Here is a 23,830-nt window from a genome sequence, read left to right as displayed (position 1 = left end):
CAAGTAGTTATTTTCTTGAAAATTCTATCAAACCAAAAGCAAATTTAAATAAATCCCCCAGTTTATAAGATTCAAAATTTACTTTTGAGTGTTCAATTTTTATACCCTCAGTTAAAAAATTGTTTTTAGGCATTATAAAAATCACTAAAAGTGGGTATTGTTTTTAAAATCAGAACAGTTTAATTTCGGTTAATTCTTACAATTTTAAACAATCATCTAGTTTTGATAAAAAAACTACTTTACCAGCTGTTTTTGGTTTCTTTTCTCTCCTGTACTTTCATTAATGCGCAGCAAGGAAAATTGGATACCACTTTTAATACATTTGATGATGGTACAAAGGGGGATGGTTTTGACAGTGCCGTTCGAACTTTACTTTTGCAGCCCAATAATAATTTAATAGTTGGAGGTGATTTTTCCAGTCTAAACGGAATTTCATCTCCCTCTTTAATACGTTTAAAACCAGATGGAACAATCGATGAAAGTTTTACCATCGGTTCAGGGTTCAGTGGTAAAGTTTATGCTGCTTATTTACAGCTCGATGGGAAAATAATAGTGGGTGGGGGATTTACAAGTTATAATGCAGTAAATTCGGGAAGATTAATTCGTTTAAATGCAGATGGTTCCCGTGATTCAACTTTTGACACTTCTGTGGGAGCAGGCAGCGGTATTATTTATAGTATAGCAGAACAACTAGATGGGAAAATTATAATCGTAGGAAGCTTTACAAAATACAATAATGTAACTGTAAACCGCATAGCGCGAATTCTTCCAAATGGTTCCTTAGATCGAACATTTGCGACAGGAACGGGATCTTCTACAAATATTACTAATGTTAGAATCCTTTCAAATGGAAAAATCTTAATTACAGGAAATTTTATTTCGTTTAATGGCACATTAAGCAATAGGATTATTCGTTTGAATTCTGACGGAAGTGTTGATAATAGTTTTAATATTGGTTCTGGATTTAATGATGATGTAAATGCCATTGCGGTTCAACGAGATGGAAAAATTCTTCTAGGGGGTAATTTTACAGTTTATAACGAAAATACCGCAAATAGAATTATTCGTATTTATGAAGATGGATCATTAGATCAAAGTTTTCAAAGATTAGGTTTTAATAACGGTTCAGTACAAATAATCAAAGAAGATTTTTTAGGAAATATAATGGTTGGAGGATCTTTTTCCAGCAAATATGGAAGTGATGATGTAAATAGAACAGTACTATTAAACGCCGATGGAACTATAAAATCTGACTTTGATTTGGGCGCAGGTCCTGGATCAGCTTCTGTTTTTGCATTAGAAGAAGATCAAGAAGGATCATGGTTTATTGGCGGTTCATTTGCTGTTTTTGATGGGCAAAATCAAGGAGGTTTGGCTAAAACAGATTCTAATGGAGAGCAAGATACAGGTTATTTGTCAGCAGCAGTTGGCTTTGATAATTCGGTGTTAAAGATTTTACCATTGGTAAATTTAAAAACAATGGTTTTTGGTAATTTCAGTAAATTCAATAATTTACCAGTTAATCGAATTACACGACTTTTGGAAGATGGTTCGCTTGATCTGGATTTTAATGCAGGTAAATTAGGAGCCGATAAACTAATAAAAGCAGCTGTACTTCAAGAAGGGGAGAAAATTGTTTTTGGAGGAAATTTTACCAAGTACAATGACGCAGCTTCTAATAGAATTGCTAGAATATTACCAAACGGCACTTTAGATAATACTTTCAATATTGGTTCTGGATTTAATAGTCAAGTTTATGCTTTAGCAGTACAGTCAGACAATAAAATTATTGCTGCTGGTAACTTCACTCGGTTCAATAACGATTTATCTGCTGCTAGAATAGTCAGATTATTGCCAGATGGATCACGAGATGTTACTTTTAATGTTGGTACCGGTGCAGATGCTATTATCGAAGATGTTTTGATTCAACCAGATGGGAAAATATTGGCTGCAGGCAGATTTACCACTTTTAATGGACAGTCTTATCCTCATTTAGTTCGCTTAAATGAAGACGGAAGTATCGATTTAAGTTTTAATATAGGTGCTGGTTTTGATAAACACATCTATGCACTTGCAATGCAATCAGACGGAAAAATAATCGCTGGAGGTACATTTTTGACATTTAAAGGCTCTTCCCAAAAAAGAATCATCCGTTTAAATCCCAATGGAAGTCTGGACGATAGTTTTTCTGCGGGAACAGGTTTTAGTAACGGCGACGTAAGGTGTATTTTGGTACAGCCAGATGATAAACTTTTAGTTGGAGGAGCCTTTTCAGGAACTTATAAAAACAGTAAGGCGCTGCGATTAATAAGGCTTTTGAAAACAGGCGATTTTGATAACTCATTTGATGCGAGGCTCAATAAAAATCTTTTAACTTTAAATTTTACCAACGATTATAGACTTTTAATAGGTGGTGATTTTAATTCGGTCAACGGAGTTTCTAAACATCGAGCAGCACGATTAAAACTTTGTGTAGATACTACAATTTGGGATGGCTTTTCTTGGACAAAAGGTTATCCGTCCAGCGGAAAAGAAGTGTTTTTTAAAGAAAGTTATCCAAATCTAATTTCCGCAAATATTTGCAGCTGTACAATTGAATCAGCCAAAACAGTTACACTTTTAAGCGGAAATACTTTAGGTATAGAATTTTCTTATTCAGGTTTAGGAACATTAATCTTAGAAGATACGGCTAGTTTATATCAATCAGACGATAGTGTTGTAAATACTGGGATTATTAACCTTTTTCGAAAAACAAAACCAATTTTAAGATACGATTATACGTTTTGGTCTTCACCTGTCGATAATCAAAAATTAATAGATGTGTCGCCCAATACCTTGTTTGATAAATATTTGTCATTTGATACCGCCGCAGGCTGGAAAGAAGAATCATGGTTAAATAATATGCTGTTAGGTAAAGGATATGCAATAAGAGGACCGCAGGAATTTTCAATAACATCAAGAGCAGTTTATGAAGCAGTTTTTAAAGGAATTCCCAATAATGGAAAAGTAGCAATTGAATTGGGAGAAACAGATAGTTTTAGTTTAGTCGGAAATCCCTATCCATCAGCAATAGATGCCGCCATTTTTTTGAATAGAAACAATCTTAAAACAAAAGGTGCACTTTACTTTTGGACGCATCACACACCAGTAACTAATTTTGAATACAATTCAGATGACTATGCGGCCTATAATCTGGTTGGCGGAGTTGGTACTGAAGCATCATCTTTTGGAATAAATGAAACTATTCCTGACGGGAAAATAGCTTCAGGGCAATCATTTTTTGTTACAAGTAATACTTCAGGTACGATCGAATTTAACAACAGCATGCGGACACAAGGAAATAATAATGCTTTTTTTAAACCTTCTAAAGCAGGAAATTTTCCGAGCCGTAATAAAATAGAGAAACATCGATTGTGGTTGAATTTTGAAAATTCAAAAGGAGCCTATAAACAAATTTTAATTGGATATATGGATGAAGCCACCAATGCTTACGATTTAAACTACGATGCAGAATCATTAGATGGAAATCAATTTGTTGATTTTTATAGTTTAATTGACGATAAAAAACTTGTAATTCAAGGGCGTGCTTTGCCTTTTTCAGAATCAGATTTTGTGGTTTTAGGATATAGTTCAACAATTGCTGGCGAATTTTCAATTGCAATTGATCATACAGATGGAGATCTGAGTGCACAAACTGTTTATTTAGAAGATAAAACCGAAAATGTTATGCATAACCTTCTAGAAAGCAGCTATAAATTTACAACCACAGCAGGAACCTTTTTAGATCGTTTTGCAATTCGGTATAATATTGAAACATTAGGAGCAGATCAATTTAAGAATCAAGAAAGTTCACTTTGCATTTCGGTTAAAGGAAAAAAAATAATATTAAATTCGACAAAAGATGTTATGAAAGAAGTATCAATTTTTGATGTTTCAGGAAAAATGTTATTCAATAACAAAACAATTAATAATACAGAATACCAGATTGTAAACTTCAAATCCAGTGATCAGATATTGTTAATTAATGTAGTTTTTGACAGCGGAGAATCGGCAGCCCAAAAGATTGTTTTTCATTAATTTTTCTCAGAAAGTCTTTTGCAGTTTTTCATGAGTATTTTGAATTGCTTTTTCATTCTTATAATCAATCCATTTTTGTCCTTTTACCTTTCGCATCATGATATCAAAATAGCGCATAATAAAAACGTTATAAGCAGCTTTTGATAAATTGGTTATGTTTTTAGGAAAGGAGCGCAGACTCATAGAAAATCCTGGAGTTAAATATTTCATATAATGCCAATAACCTTCTGGCATATACAGCATTTCGCCATGTTTTAAGTTAGTAATGTAGCCTTTTGCATTTTTAAGAGCAGGAAATTTTTCGTAATCAGGATCATCAAAATTTATATCTTCTCTCGAAATTAAAGCGTGAGGTACTTTATACATGTATTTCGATTGGTCAGGAGCAAATAGCATACATTGTTTTTCTCCATTAAAATGAAAATGAAGAATATTCGAATAGTCAATATCAAAATGCATGAACACCTTAGAGTTTTCTCCTCCAAAAAACAGCATAGGCATTTGTTTTACAAGTTTTAAACCAATATCAGGCCATAAAAAATCTTGATTTAACGCCGGAACTTCTTTCATTAAATTATAAAGAAAGATGCGATAATTTGTTGGTTTTTGCTCCAGAAGATTTATATAATCGCTCATTTTCATTTTAGTGTGAGCTTCATTAAAACCGTCTTCATGATTAACGGGTCTATTATCGTACAAAGGCACAATTAAATCTCCTGCGACTTTCTTTATATAAGAAAGCTTCCAATTTTTATAGGCTGGCCAATCTTCGGTCAGTTCTTCAACAACTACTGGGATTTGTTTTTTTACATACTGGGAAATAAAATCGGCCTTAGAGATTTTTTTTACCCTTTCGATTTGTTTTAACTCCATCATCTAAATAAAAAAATTGCTTATAACATACAAGTTATAAGCAATTTAGAAATATTTATCGAGATTTTGAGCTCTGTTAATTAAATTTTTGATTTAACTGAAGCTTCAATGTTTTTTTCGATAGTATGTCCAGGTCTTGACCATTTAGGTTTTTCACCCAATGAAGTAAATTGAGAATCAGCGGCTTCAACAGTTTTTGGCTGCATCACTTTGATAAAAGGTTTTTGAGGCACCATTCCTAATGTTTCAAACATCTTCATATCTTCGTTTACATCTGGGTTTGGTGTTGTAAGTAATTTGTCACCTGCAAAAATTGAGTTTGCACCTGCAAAAAAGCACATTGCCTGCCCTTCACGAGTCATATTAGTTCTTCCAGCAGATAAACGAACCTGAGTTTCCGGCATTACAATTCGAGTAGTAGCGACCATCCGAATCATTTCCCAAATTTCAACTGGTTTTTCTTCTTCCATTGGAGTTCCTTCAACAGCAACCAAAGCATTAATTGGTACTGATTCTGGCTGCGGGTTTAATGTAGAAAGAGCAACTAGCATTCCAGCTCTGTCATCAATACTTTCTCCCATTCCAATAATTCCCCCGCTGCAAACCGTAACATTGGTTTTACGAACATTCTCGATAGTCTGCAAACGATCTTCAAAACCACGTGTAGAAATCACATCTTTATAATATTCTTCAGAAGTGTCTAAGTTATGATTGTAGGCGTATAAACCAGCTTCAGCCAAACGCTGCGCTTGATTTTCAGTAATCATTCCTAGAGTACAGCAAACTTCCATATCTAGTTTATTAATGGTACGAACCATTTCTAAAACCTGATCAAATTCTTCGCCGTCTTTTACATTTCGCCAAGCCGCTCCCATGCAAACGCGTGAAGATCCGCTTGATTTTGCACGCAAAGCCTGTGCTTTTACCTGACTTACACTCATTAAATCATTTCCTTCAACACCAGTATTATAACGTGCAGCTTGTGGGCAATAGCCGCAATCTTCAGGACAGCCGCCCGTTTTGATCGAAAGTAAGGTAGATACCTGAACTACATTCGGATCATGTTGTTGTCTGTGAATTGTAGCTGCTTCATAAAGCAAATCCATTAAAGGTTTATTATAGATTGCGATTATTTCGTCTTTGGTCCAGTTGTGTTTTGTAATGCTCATCGAATACATTGTTTTTGAAGCTTCAAAAGTAATTAAATTGTCCTAATCGACAATAATGAATGCTGGAAAGAATGTTTGCAGGGTATTTAAAAAAAAAAGAAACACTCTAAAATCATCATATTAAAGCTTTTATGATTTTAGAGTGTTTTTGAATGAATGTTTTTATTCTGATATATTAATCAGCAACATATTTATTATTCCAATATAACATCATCAATAAAGTAACAATTACAGATGAAGCAAGCCCTTCAAAAAGAAGGCAGATGCAATAAGTGGGAACAGAAGGATTTCCTCCAAACATGAAAGTTTTTGAGAGTGTACTCACATAAGCATCACCACCGCGTGCGTAACTATATACTAATAATCCAAATACGCTCAATGCAACACCAACCACTGAAGTTGCCATTGCCGAAACAGCATTAGATACAAAATTCGTTTCTCCCTCGTGAAGATTCATTTGCATAGTTCTGTTTACGCCCCAGAATATAAAAAATACATTTAAAACGCGCAGGTAAAACAAATCAGCTAAACCCAATACATTCATCAATAAAAAGTAAATGCCAATTCCGAGGAATATCAAAAAACCGTTGGTTATTTCTTTAGGTAGTTTCATAGTGGTTATTTTTAAAGAAGTTAATAGTAAAGTTTTGATAAACAGAGTTGTATATCAAATTTACTAAAAAAATAACTACGATGGTTTAAAATTAAAGAAAAGTATATCTTAAGATTTGCTTACAATTGATTTATAAATGCCAGTGCATTTATTCGATCTTGATTTAACTGTTCTTTTAGTAAATCTATCGATCCAAACTTTTGTTCTTCACGTAGGAAATGCAATAATGAAACCTCGATTTCTTTGTCATAAATATCAGCATCGAAATCAAAAAGATTTACCTCGATAGTTTGTTTTTGACCATTTACAGTTGGATTAAAACCAATATTCATCATTCCAAAAATCTCCTTTTGATCGATAAGAGCTTTAACGGCATAAACGCCTGTTTTAGGGATCAATTTATAATCCTCTTCAATTTCTATATTTGCTGTTGGAAAACCAATTGTTCTTCCAAGCTGCTTTCCTTTTACAATTTTACCGGTCAAAAAATAGTCATAACCTAGATATTCATTGGCTAAATCCATTTTTCCTTCGGTAAGAGCTTTTCTAATTTTAGTAGAACTTACAGAGACATCTTGAATTTCTTGTGCTGAAATTTGTTCAACTTCAAAACCATATTCAGCGCCATAAGCAATTAAATTATCAATATTGGCAGTTCGATTCCTTCCAAAACGATGATCGTGACCAATAATTATTTTTTGAATATGAAATTGATCTACCAAAATTGAATGCACAAATTCTTCAGCAGTTAGTCTCGAAAAACTTTCGTCGAAAGGATGAATGATTAAATTTTCGATTCCCGTCGCTTCCAGAAGTTTTGTTTTTTCAGCAATTGTGTTTAAAAGTTTTATTTCTGATTTTTCCTGTAAAACCATTCTTGGATGTGGAAAAAAGGTAAGTACCAAACTTTCGTATTTGCCATTTTCGGTATTTTGAGTAATTCGTTCCAGAATTTTTTTATGACCAATATGCACACCATCAAAAGTACCAAGAGTTAAAATTGTTTTCTTGGTCGAATGAAAATCGTTTATAGAATGAAAGAGCTTCAAAACAAATAATTTAAGATGCTGCAAATTTATACTATCTATTTTAAATTTTAAGCTTAGACGAATTGATTTTTTTAAGAAGATTACGTTTCCCTTGACGACAAAAAGTGAGACTTGTCGATTAAAAAATATTAAATGTCGTTAAAAAGTAAGAATTTGATTTAATTCCTTTAATTTTGATGTAGTAAAGAACAGCTTGCCATGAAAAAAACACTACTCTTTTTATTCTTACTTTTTTGTTGGTCAGGAGTACAAGCTCAAAGTGATGACTTGTGGCAAAAAGTGAATACTGCTTCAGTTTTTAGTAAAAAGATAATTGTTTTAGATTCAGGCAAACTTTATTATAAGCTGAATGCAGGTTTTTTAACCTCAAAATTGGCAAAAACAATCGAAAAATCGGCAGTAATTAATACAGCAGAAATTACAATTCCAAATTCAAATGGAGTTTTAGAGCGGTTTCAAGTTTGGGAATCTTCCAATTTTGAACCTGAATTACAAGCCAAATATCCAGAAATTAGAGCGTATCAAGGAAGAGGATTAGACGATAAGTCGGCTAAAGTACATTTCAGTGTTTCTGAAAGCGGAATACAAACAATGGTTTTAAGAGTAGATAAAGCTACCGAGTTTATAGAAGAAAATCCAGAGAATAAAACAGAATACGTTTTATTTACGGCTAAAGATAAAACTTCAAAAGTTAAGTTGGATTGTAAAACATCAGACGAACTTGCAGTCAATTCTAGTTTTGGTAAAACTGCAAAAACAGCAGCAAACACAAAAGTTTTAAAAACTCTGCGTTTAGCATTGTCTTGTACGGGAGAATATGCAGCCTATTTTGGCGGTACAAAGGCGAAAGCTTTAGAAGGAATGAATGCAACGATGACCAGAGTTAATGGGATTTTGAATAAAGATCTTGCTGTGAAACTGGTTTTAATTGCAAATAACGATGCCGTAATTTATACTGATGCGTCGACAGATCCTTATTCTGTTGCATCAACAGGAGTTAAAGGAGCTTGGAATAAAGAAGTGCAAACTACTTTAACTAGTGTAATAGGTAACAATAATTACGATATAGGACATTTGTTTGGTGCTTCTGGCGGAGGTGGAAATGCGGGTTGTATAGGCTGCGTATGTGCAAATCCAACTTCTAGTGATTCTTTGGCAAAAGGAAGTGCTTATACATCTCCAGGCGATGGGAAACCTCAAGGAGATACTTTTGATGTTGATTTTGTTGTACATGAATTTGGTCATCAATTAGGAGCAAGTCATACTTTTTCATACGATTCTACCGAAAGAACAAATGTAAATGTTGAACCAGGAAGCGGTTCTACAATAATGGGATATGCAGGAGTAAGCGGTGATTATGATATACAAGATAATTCAGATGATTATTTTGCTTATGTAAGTATTTTACAAATTCAAAATAGCCTTGCAGGGAAAAGCTGTCCTGTTACTACAAGTTTGACCAACAATCCGCCGGTAATTGATGCTGGTTTAGATTATACCATTCCAATAAGTACTGCATTTATTTTAAAAGGCAATGGTTCAGACCCAGATGGCGACACCGTTACTTTCAATTGGGAAGAAAATGATAACGCAATAACAACTTCAGGATCAACAAGTATTGCTTATCCAACAAAACCAGATGGGCCTTTGTTTCGATCGGTAATTCCTAATAGTTCTCCAATTCGATATATGCCAAGGTTGAGTTATGTTTTAGACAATAAATTAACTACAACTTGGGAATCAGTTTCTTCTATCCCGAGAACATTAAACTTTACTTTAACAGGCAGAGATAATTCAACTTTAGATTCAGGACAAACCAATACAGATGCTATGGTAGTAAACGTCGTTTCTACTGCAGGACCATTTACGATTTCTTCACATAATGGTACTGATGTGAGCTGGTGGCAGGGCTTAAGTGAAACTGTAACTTGGAATGTTAATAATACAAATACGCTTCAGGGATCATCGCAGGTAAACATTAAATTGTCTACAGATGGAGGTTTAACTTTTCCAATAGTACTTGCGGCAAATACTCCAAATGATGGTTCAGAAACGATTATACTTCCAACAAGTGTTACTTCATCAACTAATTGCCGATTATTGATTGAGCCAACGGCTAATATTTATTATGCGGTAAACAGCAAGCCTTTTGCGGTGGGCTATACGCCATCAACCGCTTGCACTTCTTATAGTTTTGGAAGTTCGTTTAGTATTCCGGGAGGAACAACATTTACAACAAAAGCCGTTAGTGTTCCTGCTTCCACAGGTACAGTATCAGATATAAATGTTTCAGTAAATGTAACACACGAAAGAATGTCAGATCTTGAAATTCAAATCGTAAGTCCAAAGGGAACTGTGGCTCGTTTGTTTAATAGATCCTGCCCAAGTTTGAATTCAACTTTAATTTTCCGATTTGATGATTCCGGTGCTGTTTTAGATTGCAGTAAAACAACAGAACAAATCGTTATTCCTGTAGATCAATTAAGTGTTTTTAATGGAGAAAATCCAGAGGGAAATTGGACATTTGGAGTTCGTGATGCCGTTTCGGGAATGTCTGGAACCATTAATTCAGCTTCTGTAAATATTTGTACACAGAGTTTTACTTTAGGACGTGATGATTTCGAAAATATTGATTTTGCTCTTTATCCAAATCCAAATAAAGGCAGCTTTTCGGTTCAGTTTCAAAGTGAGTCAGCAGCAGGATGTAAAGTATTTGTTCATGATATTTTGGGAAAAAAAGTTTACGAAAATACTTTTGAAAGTTCTGGAATTTTCAATCAAAGTATTCACTTGCCAAACGCAGCAGCTGGAATTTATCTCGTTACTGTAATTGATGGAGACAGAAGAACGGTTAAGAAAATAATCGTCAATTAAAGTATTTAAAATTTCTCTCTTAAGAATTTGCCATTGCCATACATGCAATGCTGATTTTTGCTCCTTGAATTTTTAATAAAGCACGAGAACAAGCCTCCAAAGTTGCTCCAGTTGTGAGCACATCATCAACAATTAAAAAATGCTTATTGTGATTTTCTTCTTTTAAAATCACATCAAATATATTTTCGATATTTTCGGATCGCCCTAAAAGATTCTTTTTTGACTGTGTTTTTGAATACTTAGTTCGATACAAAATAGAATCGTCATATGGTATTTTTAAACCTTCGGCAAGTGCTTTTCCGAAAGAAGCGACTTGATTATAGCCGCGTTCTTTAAATTTCTTTGGATGCAGCGGGACAGGAATAATCATTTCAAAAGGCGTTTTTAATTGCAGTTCTTTTAAATCTTCAACATACCATTCTCCTAACACTACTCCAATTTCTTCATGGCCTTTGTATTTTAAATTGTGAATGAGTTCCTGAACGATTCCTTTTTTGTTGAAGTACACAAATGCTGAAGCATGTTCAATTTCAATTTTGCCGTAAAATTTTTTTACAGCTCCATTATTTGGGTCTAGGTAATACTGAGTTAGAGGTATTTCATGACGACAACGAGTGCATAAAACGGTTTCGTTAGTCATTAAAACAGAGCGGCATCCCGAGCAAACTTTAGGGAAAAAGAGGTCGATTATGAATTTAAACACAAATAGAAAGAATTTAGTTACAAAAATAAAGAAATTTGAACTTCAATCTTTTTAATTTTTCTTTTTTTTATAAGTACTTTTTATATTTTTGCATTACTATGGCAAAACAAGACGATTTATTTAAGAATGTGGTTTCGCACGCAAAAGAGTACGGATTTATATTTCCGTCAAGCGAAGTATACGATGGATTGAGTGCAGTGTATGATTATGCACAAAATGGTGTCGAATTAAAAAAGAATATCCGTGAATATTGGTGGAAATCAATGGTTCAAATGAATGAAAATATTGTTGGTTTAGATGCAGCAATATTAATGCACCCAACTACCTGGAAAGCTTCAGGTCACGTTGATGCCTTCAATGATCCATTAATTGATAATAAAGATTCTAAAAAAAGATATAGAGCCGATGTTTTAGTTGAAGATTATGCTGAAAAGATTAATCTAAAAGCTAAAAAAGAAATCGAAAAAGCGAAAGCTCGCTTTGGAGACGCTTTCAATGAAGAAGAATTTGTAACTACAAATGCTCGAGTAATTGAATATTTGGCTAAAGAAAGAGAAATTAGAGAGCGTTTAGGACGTTCTTTAGGAAATGGTGATCTTGAAGATGTAAAAGCTTTAATCGAAGAACTTGAAATTGCTGATCCTGAAACAGGTTCTAGAAACTGGACAGATGTAAAGCAGTTTAACTTAATGTTTGGAACTAAACTTGGAGCTTCTGCAGAGTCTGCAATGGATTTGTATTTACGTCCAGAAACAGCACAAGGTATTTTTGTAAACTTTTTAAATGTTCAGAAATCCGGTCGTATGAAAGTTCCTTTTGGAATTGCACAAACTGGAAAAGCATTTAGAAACGAAATCGTTGCAAGACAGTTTATCTTCCGTATGCGTGAATTCGAACAAATGGAAATGCAATTTTTTGTGCGTCCAGGAGAAGAAATGCAATGGTACGAACATTGGAAGCAAACACGTTTAAACTGGCATTTATCTTTAGGTTTAGGAAAAGATAATTACCGTTTTCACGATCACGAGAAATTAGCACATTACGCAAATGCTGCTGCAGATATTGAATTTAACTTTCCGTTCGGATTTAAAGAGTTAGAAGGAATTCACTCTCGTACCGATTTTGACTTAAAAGCACACGAACAATATTCTGGTAGAAAACTACAATATTTTGATCCAGAATTGAATGAAAACTATGTGCCATATGTAGTAGAAACTTCAGTTGGTTTAGATCGTATGTTCTTGGCTGTATTTGCAACATCATTACAAGAAGAAACATTAGAAGACGGTTCGTCAAGAACAGTTTTAAAATTACCGGCAGTTTTAGCGCCAACAAAAGCAGCAGTTTTACCATTAGTTAAAAAAGATGGTTTACCAGAAATTTCAAAAAAGATTATAGAAGATCTAAAATGGGATTTCAATGTTTCTTATGATGAAAAAGATGCTGTAGGACGCCGTTATAGAAGACAAGATGCACTTGGTACTCCATTTTGTATTACTGTAGATCACCAAACTCTTGAAGATGAAACGGTAACAATTCGTCATAGAGATACAATGAAACAAGATCGTGTAAAAATCTCTGAATTAAGAGGTATTATTGAAAACGAGGTTTCAATGAAAAATTGGTTGATGAAGATGTAATCTTTGGATGCTTAACAATACAAATCCCAAATTCCTTAGCAGGAGTTTGGGATTTTTTTAATTTTGAATGATGCAATTCATCGGATATTTTTGCATTTCATCAGTATGTGTTAACATTTTGAAGTAATGTATTAACAATGAAATGCTTAAAATATTGAAATTCGTATTTTTAGATGCGGATAAAATGAAAAATAATAATTTTTTCTTAAAGTATTTATGAAACTGTTTTCTAATCTCAAATAGAAAGCGCTGGAAGGGATTAATGAAAAAGCAATATAAACTATCTTGAATAAGTATTCGTATATAATTATTGATGATGATGCTGAGAGTATTTCAAAAACCAAAACAATTGCTGAAGGTTTTTCGGAGTTGTCTTTTGCGGCTTCAGCTTCTAATTATCAAGATGGCTTAAATTTGGTTTTAGAACATAAGCCGTCTATTGTTTTTCTGGAAATTGAACCCCAGGATAGTTCAAGTAATTTATCGTTTGCTTTTATTAATGAATTGCACAGGTTTTTAGATACAATTCCTCACATTGTTATTACCACATTAAAAACAGAACAAGCTTTTAATGCGATCAAATTTGGTGTGTTTGATTATTTAATAAAACCAATAATACCTGTAGACTTGTTGAAAACAGTTTTGAAACTGAACAAAATAACCGAAGATCTAAACTTAAAAGTTTTTAAACAAGAGGTTTCTACGTTAATTACCTCAGATACAAAAACTGGTCAAATATTTGATAGACCACTTATAATCTGTATTAAATCATATGGAGATCATCGTTATATAAATGCCGATGATATTGCATATTTTCAAGCCGATAATAATTCAACAGATATTTATTTAAATTCTGGTGAAATGATAACAGCTTTTAAGACATTAAAGCATTTCGAGAACGTTTTAGTGTATCCGTTTATTCGAATTCACAACAGTTATATTATAAATCGAAATTACATTGCAAGAATTCATAGCGGACACTCAGTATGTTACATAAAAAACTCATTGAAAAAGATCCCTTTTTCAAAAACTTATAAATCAAATGTCGACTTAATTATTGCAGATTTTACTGCTGGAAATTATTTAGAAGTCTAACAATTAAGCGATTACATTGATTTGACGCTCATTGACTATCAATTGGGCATGATCTACCATAAACCTGTTTTTTCGTATAAATTTTTTTTGATTACGGTGTTAGTTTTACACCATGATTCACACTAAGTGAACAACTCCAAAAAAAAAATCATTTAAAAATATTAATACCTCAAATCATGAAAAAAACAGCTTTAACTTTCGGACTATTTTCTTTAGTAATGGTAGCAACTTCTTTTGCAACACCAAAAACAAATTCAGTACTATTGGCACAAAATCAGACAATAGAGAGAGATGGAGAGACAGATGGAACTGGTGCTGTAGGTGGACAGAAGAAAGCTGATTTTCATCAAGTAAGAGAACAATTAATGGATACAGATGGAACTGGTGCTGTAGGAGGACAAAAGAAAGCAGATTTTCATCAAGTAAGAAGTAATTCACATTTAAATTTTGCAAGTGTTAATCAATCTATTGGAACAGATAAAAAATTAGATTAATTAAACTCTGAATAATATGTAGTAAAGCTGTCAATTTTTTGACAGCTTTTTTTTTGTGTCTATAGTTTTACTATTTTTGGTGAAACTCTAAATCGCAATTGAAAAGAAAACGTAAAATAATATTGCTTTTATTTTTTGTTTTAATGGCATGTACCAAGAAAACAGAATTTGCTAAAAATGAAATTCCTCCAGTAGATAGTTTGTCTACATATCTTTCGTTAGCAAATGAGGATAAGCTTCCTTTTAATATTAAGAAGGGTTACAATGAGAAAGCGTTAAATGTAATTCTAAATCAAAAGGACGATTCTCTTAATAAAGTAAATCTTTTTAAAGTAGCCAATCGATATTACAATATAAGCGACTGGAAATCATATCTTCAAGTGACCAAGTTGATCTTAGAAAGAGCGACTAATTCTAGTGATTCTGTCCATATGGCAAAAGCATACAGCTATTTGGGAGATTATTATGCTTCTCAATCCATTTCGGATAGTGCTTTCATGCACTACTATAAAGCAGAAAAAATTTATTTGAAGTTGAATGATAATTTTAATTTGTCAAAAACAATTTTAAACAAAGCAGGTCTGCAATATAACGAGGGGGATTTTTTTGAAAGTGAGATCGCCGTTTTTAAAGCTTTAAGCAGTTTAAAAAAACAGCAAAAGGTAAATGAGTTGTATTATGAAAGTTACAATTTACTAGGAGTATTGTATAATGAAAGAGGAGAATATACAAAAGCTTTAGAGTTTCAAAACAAGGCTTTAAAGACTTTGGAAGATAAATCAATACCAACATTGTTTCAATATAAGGCGGCTTCATTAAATAATATAGGCTTTATATATTTAAATTGGAATAATTACAAAGAAGCAAAAGGATTTTTTGAAAAAGGTTTAAATCAGGAAAACCTTTTTAAAGACAGGGTAAGTCTCTATGCCATTTTACTTGATAATTTAGGTTATTCTAAATTCAAATTAAAAGAATTTGACAACTTGCCGGATTTGTTTTATAAATCATTAAAAATTAGAGATAGTTTAGGTCTTACATCAGGAGTAGTTTCTAGTAAAATACATTTGTCTGAATACTTTGCTTTAAAAAAAGATACTTTAAGAGCCGTTCAATTTGCAAAACAAGCGTTAAATTCATCCCGAGGCACAACAAAATTGATTAGTACGTTAGATGCACTTAAACAATTGGCAGTTGTTGATCCTGCCCGAGCTTCGGTTTATTCAAAGGAATATATCAGGTTAAATGATAAAATGCTGAAAGCAGAGCGAAAAATGGGAGAAAAATTCTCTCGTATCGAATATGAAACGAATGAAATAAAAGACCAGAACTCTAACTTGCAAGAAAAAAACAAAACCCTAGTGTATGTTTTTAGTATTTGTACATTGCTGGGTTTGTTTTTTTATGTTTATAAAACGCAGCAGGCAAGAAATAGAGAGCTGCTTTTTAAACAGCAGCAGCAGATAGCAAATGAAGATATTTATAATCTGATGATTTCGCAGCAAAATGAGATAGAAGCAACTCGAATTCGAGAAAAGAAAAATGTTGCTCAGGAATTGCATGATGGTGTTTTAGGGCGTATGTTTGGAATTCGAATTAGTTTGGATAGTTTAGATAAAGTAGACGAAAGCCTTGCGGCGCCGAAACGAAAAAAATATTTGGCTGAGTTAAAAAGTATTGAAGAAGATATTCGAGAAATATCGCACGATTTAAATCGAGAGAAATCAGAACTAGTAAATAATTTTGTTTTAATTTTGAATAAACTAATTGAAAATCAGAGAAATACATACGATTCTAGATTGATCACTTTTTTTGATTCTCAAATAAAATGGGAACTCGTAAACAATACGGTTAAAATTAATTTGTATAGAATTGTTCAAGAAGCACTTCAAAACTGTAATAAGTATGCAGATGCAGAAACCATTAAAGTCGAGTTTAAAAGCGAAATAGATTATCTCATATTGTCAATTATGGATGATGGAGTTGGATTTAATACCAAACGTAAAAAAAAGGGTATAGGTTTGCATAATATAGAATATAGAGCCGCAGAATGCAAGGGTACAGTCGCCATAAAATCTGCCAAAGGAGAAGGAACACTTCTAGTTGTTAAAGTTCCAATAGATCAAAAAATTAACCTACATAAAAATGACATCTGATAGCAATGCCCCAATTTCGGAATTAATAAAGCCCAATATATTAATTGTCGATGATCATCCTTTTATTATTGAAGGATATAAGAATGCAATAACTCGATATAATCCCAAAGAATACGAGTTTGAAATTGCACAAGCCCACGATTGTAAATCAGCGTACGAGTTATTGCAAGATGAGCATACACCTGAGTTTGACATTGCTTTTTTAGATATAAGTATGCCGGCCTATGAAGAAAAAGATCTTTTTTCTGGCGAAGATCTGGCAAAATTGATCATTAAAAAAATGCCGCATTGTAAAATCGTTTTGCTTACGATGTATACAGAATTACTGAAAATCAAAACCATTATCAGGACAATTAATCCGAATGGATTAGTTATAAAAAATGATTTAACTTTTGATGAATTGCTTTTTGCGTTTGATAAAGTAATGAAATGCGAAAAGTATTATAGCCAATCAGTCGTAAAAATGCTAAATCAATCACCACACAATTCTATAGAAATTGATGAGTTTGATAAGCAGATTTTGTTCCACTTTTCAAAGGGAACAGAACTTTCTGAAATGCCTCATTATATTGCTATTTCTTTAAATGAAATTCAAAGACGCAGGATTGGTTTAATGGAACTGCTGAAAGTAAAATCAGGTTCAAATGATGATTTAGTAAAAGAAGCAAAGAGCAAAGGACTCTTCTAAAAATAAAATTTCAAAATAAAAAAATCCAAATTCCAATGCCTCAAAACACATTAGAATTTGGAATTTTTTTATTAGATTTTTTAAAGTTTATTCGCTCAAAGCATCCCAGCCGCGTGCTTTTAAGGCAATTTTAGTATTGGCGCGAGTTACCAAATGAATTCCTTCGCTTTCATCAGCCATATGACCAATAATTGAAAAGTTCGGATTTCCTTTTATCTTATCAAAATCATTAATATCTATTGTAAAAAGAAGTTCATAATCTTCGCCGCCATTAATCGCAACAGTAGTGCTGTCAATATTAAACTCTTCACAAGTCGAAATAAACTGAGGATCTAGAGGAAGTTTATCTTCATATAAATTACAACCCACTTTAGATTGCTTACAGATGTGAATAATCTCTGAAGATAAGCCGTCAGAAATGTCAATCATCGAAGTTGGTTTTATTTCAAGTGCATGCAAAAGAGTTCGAACATCTTTGCGCGCTTCGGGTTTTAGTTGTCTTTCGACCAAATAAGTATAAGGATCCAAATCTGGCTGACTGTTTGGGTTTACCTGAAAAACCTGTTTTTCACGTTCCAAAACCTGCAATCCCATATATGCTGCGCCAATATCGCCGGTTACAACTAATAAGTCAGTTTGCTTAGCTCCATTACGATAAACGATTTCATCTTCATCAGCTTCGCCAATAGCCGTTATGCTGATAATTAATCCTTTTTGTGATGAGGTAGTGTCACCGCCAATAACGTCTACTTTATATTCTTTTGCGGCATGCGTAATCCCTTCAAATAATTCTTCTAAGGCTTCTAATGGAAAACGATTAGAAACGGCAACAGAAACAGTTATTTGCGTTGGTTTAGCATTCATGGCGCAAATATCAGATACATTTACCACAACAGCTTTGTATCCTAAATGCTTTAAGGGCATATAAGCCAAATCAAAATGCACACCTTCTATTAATAAATCTGTAGAAACGACCACCTTTTTAGCCTTGAAATCAAGAACAGCAGCGTCATCGCCTATACTTTTTAAAGTAGACTCTTGAGTAACATCAAAGTTCTTGGTTAAATGTTCAATTAGGCCAAATTCGCCTAATTGTGCTATACTGGTACGTTGAGGATTTTTATCTTCGATCATTTTTTTTAAGTTCCAAAGTTTGTAAGGTGCAAAGGTACAAAGGTTTTTTCTAAAGACACTAAGATTCTGAGAGGCTAAGGTTCTAAGTTTTTTTCTAGCATGTTTATTTTGTAGAGACGCACTGCTGTGTGTCTATACCTAGTATTTTCTTGTCGATTATCAAAAAAATAAAAGAAAATGTAAAATAATTTTTAATTGTTTTTTCCTACTGACAAACTGTTGTCACCGGCTCATTTTACTTTTGAAGTATAGAAATATTAAAACTTTAAAACCATGAAAACATTAGAAGCACAAGTAATTACTTCAGAAGAATTATTGAAACATTGGCAAGGACATCGCGCGCTTACGCGTCATGTGATTGAGGCTTTTCCTGAAAAAGATTTTTTTGAATTCTCGATTGGAGGTATGCGTCCTTTTGCAAAATTAGCTGATGAACTTTTAGCTATTGCTGCACCAGCACTTAAATCGATAGTTAATCGTGACGTTCAGCCTTATACAGAAGGAACAGAAAAATTGATTTTTAAAGCACAGTACCTTGAAAAATGGGATGAGGCAACAGAGGAAATTAATAAATATTGGGAGAAATTGTCGATCGAAGATTTTAATGAAAACTTTAATCTATTTGGACAATATGAATTTCCAATTATTCAAAATATTTTGTATTTTATTGATAATGAAGTGCATCACCGTGGGCAAGGTTATGTGTATTTGCGAGCTTTAAATATTGAACCTCCATTTTTCTGGGAAAGATAATCAGATTGCTTTTTAATTCGTTTAACTTTAAAAATCTAAATTAACAGCTATGAGTTTAAAAAAGATAATGTCTAATTATGCCGATTATAATTTATGGGTAAATCAACAATTTGTAAATTGGCTTTCGCCGAAATCTGATGAATTGCTTTATGCAGAGGTTTCTTCGAGTTTTTCAAATATTATGAAAACATTGGATCATATTTGGTCTACAGAAGAATATTGGTTTTCGATCATTTCTGAAACTTCTCCAATAGAAAAGAAAGCAGAAAATGAATTGTCGAAAGAAGAAATATTTGCAGGACTATTAAATTCATCTGTAAAGTTGAAGGACATTATCCATTCATTGTCTGAAGAAGATTTGGTTAAAGAAGTTAAAATTAGTAATCCTTGGTTTGAATGCGAACTTCCAGTTTCTGATTATTTGCTTCAGGTGATTAATCACGGAACATATCATAGAGGGCAAATAGTTACAATGGGTAGAAACATTGGAATTACAGACGCTTCAAATACAGATTATAATTTTTACAACGTTGTTAAACAGAAATAAATAAAAAAAACTCCTGAAGATTTCTCTCAGGAGTTTTTTTATAAAAGTCTTAGTCTGTTAATTTCTAGTAATTCTAAAGCTCTTGTTTTTAGTCTTTCAGGTTCTAAGATTTCGGCATAATCACCAAACATTAAAAACCAACGCGGGAACCCGCTTTCAATATCCTTGCACATAAACGTCATTTCTATTTTTCCATCAACTTCTTTTTCTGAAATAAAGCCATGATATTTTTTTTCAGTTCCTAAGTAGCGGGAGATTTTTTTGTCAATCAAGATCCTGACTTTTGTAGTTGGAATAGTTTCGTTTTTAGATAAATAAGTGTCCAAGGAATTATGTTCGATCGTAAAACTAGTTTCCGTTTTCTGAATTTTTTGAATTCTGTCTGTTCTAAATTGGCGATAATCTTTTCGTAGATGACAATATCCTAAAAAGTACCAATTGTTATGATCGTGAAAAACACCAACAGGCTCAATATTTCGTTCATTAGTTTGATCGCTTTCAAAAGTTTTGTACGAAAGCAAGATTTGTTTTTTCTCAGCAATACTTTCAAAAAGAACCGCTAAAGTATTTGGAGAATTGTCGTTAAACATTGGTTCTGCAGTCTGCATTACAACTTTAGATTCAATATTAGAAAGCCAGTCTTTATCAGTACTTCGAAGGACTGATTTCAGCTTATACATTGCCGATGCGTAATGATTTCCAAGAGCAGGATCAGTAAACTTCTGCATTAGTTTTTCGGCAGCAATAAAACTGCTTACTTCTTCGCGCGTAAACATAACCGGCGGAAGTCTGTAGCCTTCCATTAAAGCGTAGCCTACGCCAGCTTCACTGTAGATTGGAACTCCAGAAGCTTCAAGAGTTCTGATGTCTCTATAAATAGTTCGTAAACTCACATCAAATCGATCTGCCAATTCTTGTGCTTTTACAATTTTTTTTGATTGTAATTGAATTAGAATAGCCACAATTCGGTCAAATCTTTTAGGAGTTTCGTCGAGCATTTTTTTTGGTTCAAAGGTTAAGAGGCTCAAAGTTACAAAGGTTTGATGTTTAAAGAAATAAAAAAGCTGTCCCAAATTGAGACAGCTTTTATAGGTAAATCGTAGAAACGAATTAAAATTTATACAAAAGTCCAAACTTTGGTTGATCAAAAATGTTTTCAAATAAGTTGATGTTTAGTTGAAAAGTATCTGATGATGGACCATTTTCCGGCGAAACACTATTGTAAGATAAAATGTTAGCAAGGGTAAATGTAACGGCAATATTTTTGGTTAAAAAATAGTTTAAACCAACATTAATATTAGCAGTAAGACTGTTGCTGTCGTCAGAACCTGCACTTGTTTCAACTTTGTTTCGGCCATAGCCAAGGCCGGCTTCACTATATGCTTTGAAACGTTTCTTATCTAATTCAAGCACATAATATCTTGCAAATCCTCCAATACCAAAAATGTTTGTTTTAGTATTTGTTGATTCAAATTTGTTGCTTGAATAATTTAATTGACCTCCAACAGCAAATTTGTTATTAAGGAAGTATCCAAATTTAGGATTGAAAGCATAGTAATCCTGGTCGCCGCCAGTGCTAATTTGTATAGAACCTTCTACAAACATATCCCCATGCGCAAAAGTGATTCCTTTTGCAGTTTTCATTTCTGACTCAACTTCTTCTTGTTGAGCATTAACGAATGAGAAAGTTAACATCGATAAAATAATAAAAAATTTAGTTTTCATAATTATCTGGTTTTAAAGTTGTAAGATTACAAGTTATAATTTTTGTGTTAAATTCTGTGTTAATTTCGACGAACTGCATCAAAATTCTGCGAAGGGTGTTAATATTTTTATTTTTGTAGCTTTTTACATATGTTTATTTGGATTGGATTTAATTGCTTTTTTTGTAATGAATTGATTACTAGTTTTTAATAATGACTTTGCTAAAAAAGAAAAACCCGATAACATAAGTCATCGGGTTTTTATCTATATTCTATTCTCTTTATTCTTTTTTCTAAATAAAAGATCTAGTCGTTAAGTTTTAAAACAGCCATAAACGCTTCTTGTGGAATCTCAACGTTTCCTACTTGGCGCATACGTTTTTTACCTTTTTTCTGTTTTTCAAGAAGTTTACGCTTACGCGAAATATCTCCACCGTAACATTTTGCGGTAACGTCTTTACGAAGTGCTTTAATGGTTTCACGAGCGATAATTTTAGCTCCAATTGCAGCCTGAATCGGAATATCAAACTGTTGTCTTGGAATCAGCTCACGTAATTTTTCGGTCATTTTTTTACCAATATTGTAAGCGTTGTCTTCGTGAATTAAAGCAGAAAGAGCATCAACCGTTTGTGCATTTAAAAGAACATCCAGTTTTACTAGTTTCGAAGTTCTCATTCCAATAGGAGAATAATCAAAAGAAGCATAACCTTTTGAAACTGTTTTTAAACGATCGTAAAAATCAAATACGATTTCTGCCAAAGGCATATCAAAATTCAATTCAACACGTTCCGTAGTTAAATACGTTTGATTGGTAATTTGGCCGCGTTTCTCAATACATAAACTCATTACGTTACCTACGAAATCAGCTTTTGTAATGATAGTTGCTTTAATATATGGTTCTTCAACTCTGTCTAAACGAGATGGTTCAGGTAAGTCTGAAGGATTATTTACAACAAATGCAGTTTCCGGATCTTTTTTAGTATAAGCCAAATACGAAACGTTAGGAACCGTAGTAATTACAGTCATATCGAACTCACGCTCTAAACGTTCCTGGATAATTTCCATGTGAAGCATTCCTAAGAATCCGCAACGGAAACCAAAACCTAATGCAGCAGAGCTTTCAGGAGTAAAAACTAACGAAGCATCATTCAATTGCAATTTCTCCATAGAAGAACGCAAATCTTCGTAATCTTCAGTATCAACAGGATAAATTCCCGCAAATACCATTGGTTTTACATCCTCAAAACCAGTAATCATATTAGTAGTCGGTGTTTTTGCATCAGTTAGAGTATCTCCAACTTTTACTTCTTTGGCTTCTTTAATTCCAGAAATTAAATAACCAACATCACCTGAAGAAATTACATTTTTAGGAACTTGATTTAATTTTAAAGTTCCAATTTCGTCCGCAAAATATTCATTGCCGGTAGCCATGAATTTAATTTTTTGCCCTTTTTTAATTTCACCATTTACAACTCTAAAGATAACTTCGATTCCACGAAACGGATTGTAAACCGAGTCAAAAATCAAAGCTTGTAAAGGTTCTTCAGGATTTCCTTTTGGAGCTGGAATTTTTTCGATAATTGCAGCTAAGATATTTTCAACACCAAAACCTGTTTTTCCAGAAGCATGAATAATATCTTCCAATTTACATCCCAGCAAATCGATGATATCATCACTAACTTCTTCAGGATTTGCACTTGGTAAATCTACCTTGTTTAAAACCGGAATAATTTCTAAGTCATTTTCTAATGCTAAGTACAAATTAGAAATAGTTTGTGCTTGAATACTTTGCGCAGCATCAACAATTAAAAGTGCACCTTCGCAGGCAGCAATCGAACGTGAAACTTCGTATGAGAAATCGACGTGTCCAGGAGTATCAATCAAATTCAAAATGTATTCTTCACCTTTGTAAGTGTATTCCATTTGAATAGCGTGACTTTTTATGGTAATACCACGTTCACGCTCCAGATCCATGTTGTCAAGCAATTGAGCTTTTTCTTCACGGGCTGTAACGGTTTGAGTAGCACCCAATAATCTATCTGCCAGTGTGCTTTTACCGTGGTCAATGTGTGCAATAATGCAAAAATTACGAATCTTCTTCATTGTAATATATAAGTTCTCTAATCGAGTTTAAGTATTTCTTTTAATGTAAACTGCGCTCTAACAATTGCTTTAGCGTATGTTACTAAGCCGCAAAGATAGCGCAAAGTTTTGGATTCTGGAATTCAGAAGCCCGATAGTTAAAAGCTAAGATTTAAAAAG

Annotated in this window: 18 protein-coding genes; 9 read left to right on the top strand and 9 right to left on the bottom strand. The window is 33.1% G+C overall.

Annotated features, from left to right (window positions below; translation table 11 throughout):
• The first annotated feature begins 222 nt into the window (after positions 1-222).
• On the top strand, positions 223-4,077 hold the full coding sequence (locus B0A75_RS05800) for a T9SS sorting signal type C domain-containing protein (RefSeq protein WP_244284351.1): 3,855 nt from the start codon (positions 223-225) through the stop codon (positions 4,075-4,077).
• 6 nt (positions 4,078-4,083) lie between these two features.
• On the opposite strand, the gene B0A75_RS05795 is transcribed toward B0A75_RS05800, so the two are convergent.
• The 4 genes from B0A75_RS05795 to B0A75_RS05780 all read right to left on the bottom strand — a co-directional run bounded on the left by B0A75_RS05795 (position 4,084) and on the right by B0A75_RS05780 (position 7,781).
• Positions 4,084-4,950, bottom strand: a complete 867-nt coding sequence (locus B0A75_RS05795) for a cupin-like domain-containing protein (protein WP_089053352.1) — start codon at positions 4,948-4,950, stop codon at positions 4,084-4,086.
• Between the two features lie 80 nt (positions 4,951-5,030).
• The gene (bioB, locus tag B0A75_RS05790) at positions 5,031-6,119 is read right to left on the bottom strand and encodes a biotin synthase BioB (protein WP_089053351.1); all 1,089 of its coding nucleotides are present in this window, start codon (positions 6,117-6,119) and stop codon (positions 5,031-5,033) included.
• 175 nt (positions 6,120-6,294) lie between these two features.
• On the bottom strand, positions 6,295-6,732 hold the full coding sequence (locus B0A75_RS05785; protein ID WP_089053350.1) for a hypothetical protein: 438 nt from the start codon (positions 6,730-6,732) through the stop codon (positions 6,295-6,297).
• A 119-nt stretch (positions 6,733-6,851) separates the two neighbouring features.
• Positions 6,852-7,781 (bottom strand): bifunctional riboflavin kinase/FAD synthetase, encoded by a 930-nt coding sequence (locus B0A75_RS05780; protein WP_089053349.1) that lies wholly within the window; start codon positions 7,779-7,781, stop codon positions 6,852-6,854.
• 198 nt (positions 7,782-7,979) lie between these two features.
• On the opposite strand from B0A75_RS05780, the gene B0A75_RS05775 reads away from it, so the two are divergent.
• The gene (locus B0A75_RS05775; protein WP_089053348.1) at positions 7,980-10,655 is read left to right on the top strand and encodes a zinc-dependent metalloprotease; all 2,676 of its coding nucleotides are present in this window, start codon (positions 7,980-7,982) and stop codon (positions 10,653-10,655) included.
• Between the two features lie 19 nt (positions 10,656-10,674).
• Here the strand turns inward: B0A75_RS05775 and B0A75_RS05770 are convergent, their stop codons facing one another.
• Positions 10,675-11,295, bottom strand: coding sequence for a ComF family protein (locus tag B0A75_RS05770; RefSeq protein WP_089053347.1), 621 nt, complete (start codon positions 11,293-11,295; stop codon positions 10,675-10,677).
• Positions 11,296-11,456: 161 nt separating this feature from the next.
• Here B0A75_RS05770 and B0A75_RS05765 point away from each other — a divergent pair, with 161 nt between their 5' ends.
• The 5 genes from B0A75_RS05765 (at position 11,457) to B0A75_RS05745 (ending at position 17,431) form a co-directional block, all read left to right on the top strand.
• Positions 11,457-12,998 (top strand): glycine--tRNA ligase, encoded by a 1,542-nt coding sequence (locus B0A75_RS05765; RefSeq protein ID WP_089053346.1) that lies wholly within the window; start codon positions 11,457-11,459, stop codon positions 12,996-12,998.
• Between the two features lie 285 nt (positions 12,999-13,283).
• Positions 13,284-14,093 carry a LytR/AlgR family response regulator transcription factor gene (locus B0A75_RS05760; protein WP_089053345.1) on the top strand — a complete coding sequence of 270 codons (810 nt, stop codon included), beginning with the start codon at positions 13,284-13,286 and terminating at the stop codon, positions 14,091-14,093.
• A gap of 176 nt (positions 14,094-14,269) precedes the next feature.
• Positions 14,270-14,587 (top strand): hypothetical protein, encoded by a 318-nt coding sequence (locus tag B0A75_RS05755; RefSeq protein ID WP_089053344.1) that lies wholly within the window; start codon positions 14,270-14,272, stop codon positions 14,585-14,587.
• Positions 14,588-14,730: 143 nt separating this feature from the next.
• Entirely contained in the window at positions 14,731-16,743 is a 2,013-nt protein-coding gene (locus B0A75_RS05750) for a tetratricopeptide repeat-containing sensor histidine kinase (protein ID WP_089053343.1), read from the top strand.
• Positions 16,733-17,431 (top strand): response regulator, encoded by a 699-nt coding sequence (locus B0A75_RS05745; protein WP_089053342.1) that lies wholly within the window; start codon positions 16,733-16,735, stop codon positions 17,429-17,431. The genes B0A75_RS05750 and B0A75_RS05745 overlap by 11 nt, the downstream gene beginning before the upstream one ends.
• Positions 17,432-17,518: 87 nt before the next feature.
• Here the strand turns inward: B0A75_RS05745 and thiL are convergent, their stop codons facing one another.
• Positions 17,519-18,565 carry a thiamine-phosphate kinase gene (thiL, locus tag B0A75_RS05740; protein WP_089053341.1) on the bottom strand — a complete coding sequence of 349 codons (1,047 nt, stop codon included), beginning with the start codon at positions 18,563-18,565 and terminating at the stop codon, positions 17,519-17,521.
• 273 nt (positions 18,566-18,838) lie between these two features.
• Here thiL and B0A75_RS05735 point away from each other — a divergent pair, with 273 nt between their 5' ends.
• Together B0A75_RS05735 and B0A75_RS05730 are read left to right on the top strand one after the other, a co-directional pair.
• On the top strand, positions 18,839-19,318 hold the full coding sequence (locus B0A75_RS05735; protein ID WP_089053340.1) for a DinB family protein: 480 nt from the start codon (positions 18,839-18,841) through the stop codon (positions 19,316-19,318).
• Positions 19,319-19,367: 49 nt separating this feature from the next.
• Complete coding sequence (locus tag B0A75_RS05730; protein ID WP_089053339.1) at positions 19,368-19,865, top strand: DinB family protein; 498 nt, start codon at positions 19,368-19,370, stop codon at positions 19,863-19,865.
• A 38-nt stretch (positions 19,866-19,903) separates the two neighbouring features.
• On the opposite strand, the gene B0A75_RS05725 is transcribed toward B0A75_RS05730, so the two are convergent.
• From B0A75_RS05725 to lepA, 3 genes are all read right to left on the bottom strand, one after another.
• Positions 19,904-20,863 (bottom strand): helix-turn-helix transcriptional regulator, encoded by a 960-nt coding sequence (locus B0A75_RS05725; RefSeq protein WP_089053338.1) that lies wholly within the window; start codon positions 20,861-20,863, stop codon positions 19,904-19,906.
• Positions 20,864-20,975: 112 nt separating this feature from the next.
• Positions 20,976-21,590, bottom strand: coding sequence for an outer membrane beta-barrel protein (locus B0A75_RS05720; protein ID WP_089053337.1), 615 nt, complete (start codon positions 21,588-21,590; stop codon positions 20,976-20,978).
• 284 nt (positions 21,591-21,874) lie between these two features.
• On the bottom strand, positions 21,875-23,671 hold the full coding sequence (gene lepA, locus B0A75_RS05715; protein ID WP_089053336.1) for a translation elongation factor 4: 1,797 nt from the start codon (positions 23,669-23,671) through the stop codon (positions 21,875-21,877).
• Positions 23,672-23,830 lie beyond the last annotated feature (159 nt).

It is taken from the genome of Flavobacterium oncorhynchi (assembly GCF_002217355.1).
In the GTDB taxonomy this organism is placed as follows: domain Bacteria; phylum Bacteroidota; class Bacteroidia; order Flavobacteriales; family Flavobacteriaceae; genus Flavobacterium; species Flavobacterium oncorhynchi.
This window is presented reverse-complemented; position numbering and strand designations above follow the sequence as displayed.

What these genes read in the sequence shown, in the direction of transcription:
- B0A75_RS05775 (WP_089053348.1), top strand. Translation starts at nt 7,980, where the DNA reads ATGAAAAAAACACTACTCTTTTTATTCTTACTTTTTTGTTGGTCAGGA.
- B0A75_RS05755 (WP_089053344.1), top strand. Translation starts at nt 14,270, where the DNA reads ATGAAAAAAACAGCTTTAACTTTCGGACTATTTTCTTTAGTAATGGTA.
- B0A75_RS05785 (WP_089053350.1), bottom strand. Translation starts at nt 6,732, where the DNA reads ATGAAACTACCTAAAGAAATAACCAACGGTTTTTTGATATTCCTCGGA.
- B0A75_RS05735 (WP_089053340.1), top strand. Translation starts at nt 18,839, where the DNA reads ATGAAAACATTAGAAGCACAAGTAATTACTTCAGAAGAATTATTGAAA.
- B0A75_RS05765 (WP_089053346.1), top strand. Translation starts at nt 11,457, where the DNA reads ATGGCAAAACAAGACGATTTATTTAAGAATGTGGTTTCGCACGCAAAA.
- B0A75_RS05795 (WP_089053352.1), bottom strand. Translation starts at nt 4,950, where the DNA reads ATGGAGTTAAAACAAATCGAAAGGGTAAAAAAAATCTCTAAGGCCGAT.
- bioB (WP_089053351.1), bottom strand. Translation starts at nt 6,119, where the DNA reads ATGAGCATTACAAAACACAACTGGACCAAAGACGAAATAATCGCAATC.
- B0A75_RS05730 (WP_089053339.1), top strand. Translation starts at nt 19,368, where the DNA reads ATGAGTTTAAAAAAGATAATGTCTAATTATGCCGATTATAATTTATGG.
- B0A75_RS05770 (WP_089053347.1), bottom strand. Translation starts at nt 11,295, where the DNA reads ATGACTAACGAAACCGTTTTATGCACTCGTTGTCGTCATGAAATACCT.
- B0A75_RS05725 (WP_089053338.1), bottom strand. Translation starts at nt 20,863, where the DNA reads ATGCTCGACGAAACTCCTAAAAGATTTGACCGAATTGTGGCTATTCTA.
- B0A75_RS05750 (WP_089053343.1), top strand. Translation starts at nt 14,731, where the DNA reads ATGGCATGTACCAAGAAAACAGAATTTGCTAAAAATGAAATTCCTCCA.
- B0A75_RS05720 (WP_089053337.1), bottom strand. Translation starts at nt 21,590, where the DNA reads ATGAAAACTAAATTTTTTATTATTTTATCGATGTTAACTTTCTCATTC.
- lepA (WP_089053336.1), bottom strand. Translation starts at nt 23,671, where the DNA reads ATGAAGAAGATTCGTAATTTTTGCATTATTGCACACATTGACCACGGT.
- thiL (WP_089053341.1), bottom strand. Translation starts at nt 18,565, where the DNA reads ATGATCGAAGATAAAAATCCTCAACGTACCAGTATAGCACAATTAGGC.
- B0A75_RS05745 (WP_089053342.1), top strand. Translation starts at nt 16,733, where the DNA reads ATGACATCTGATAGCAATGCCCCAATTTCGGAATTAATAAAGCCCAAT.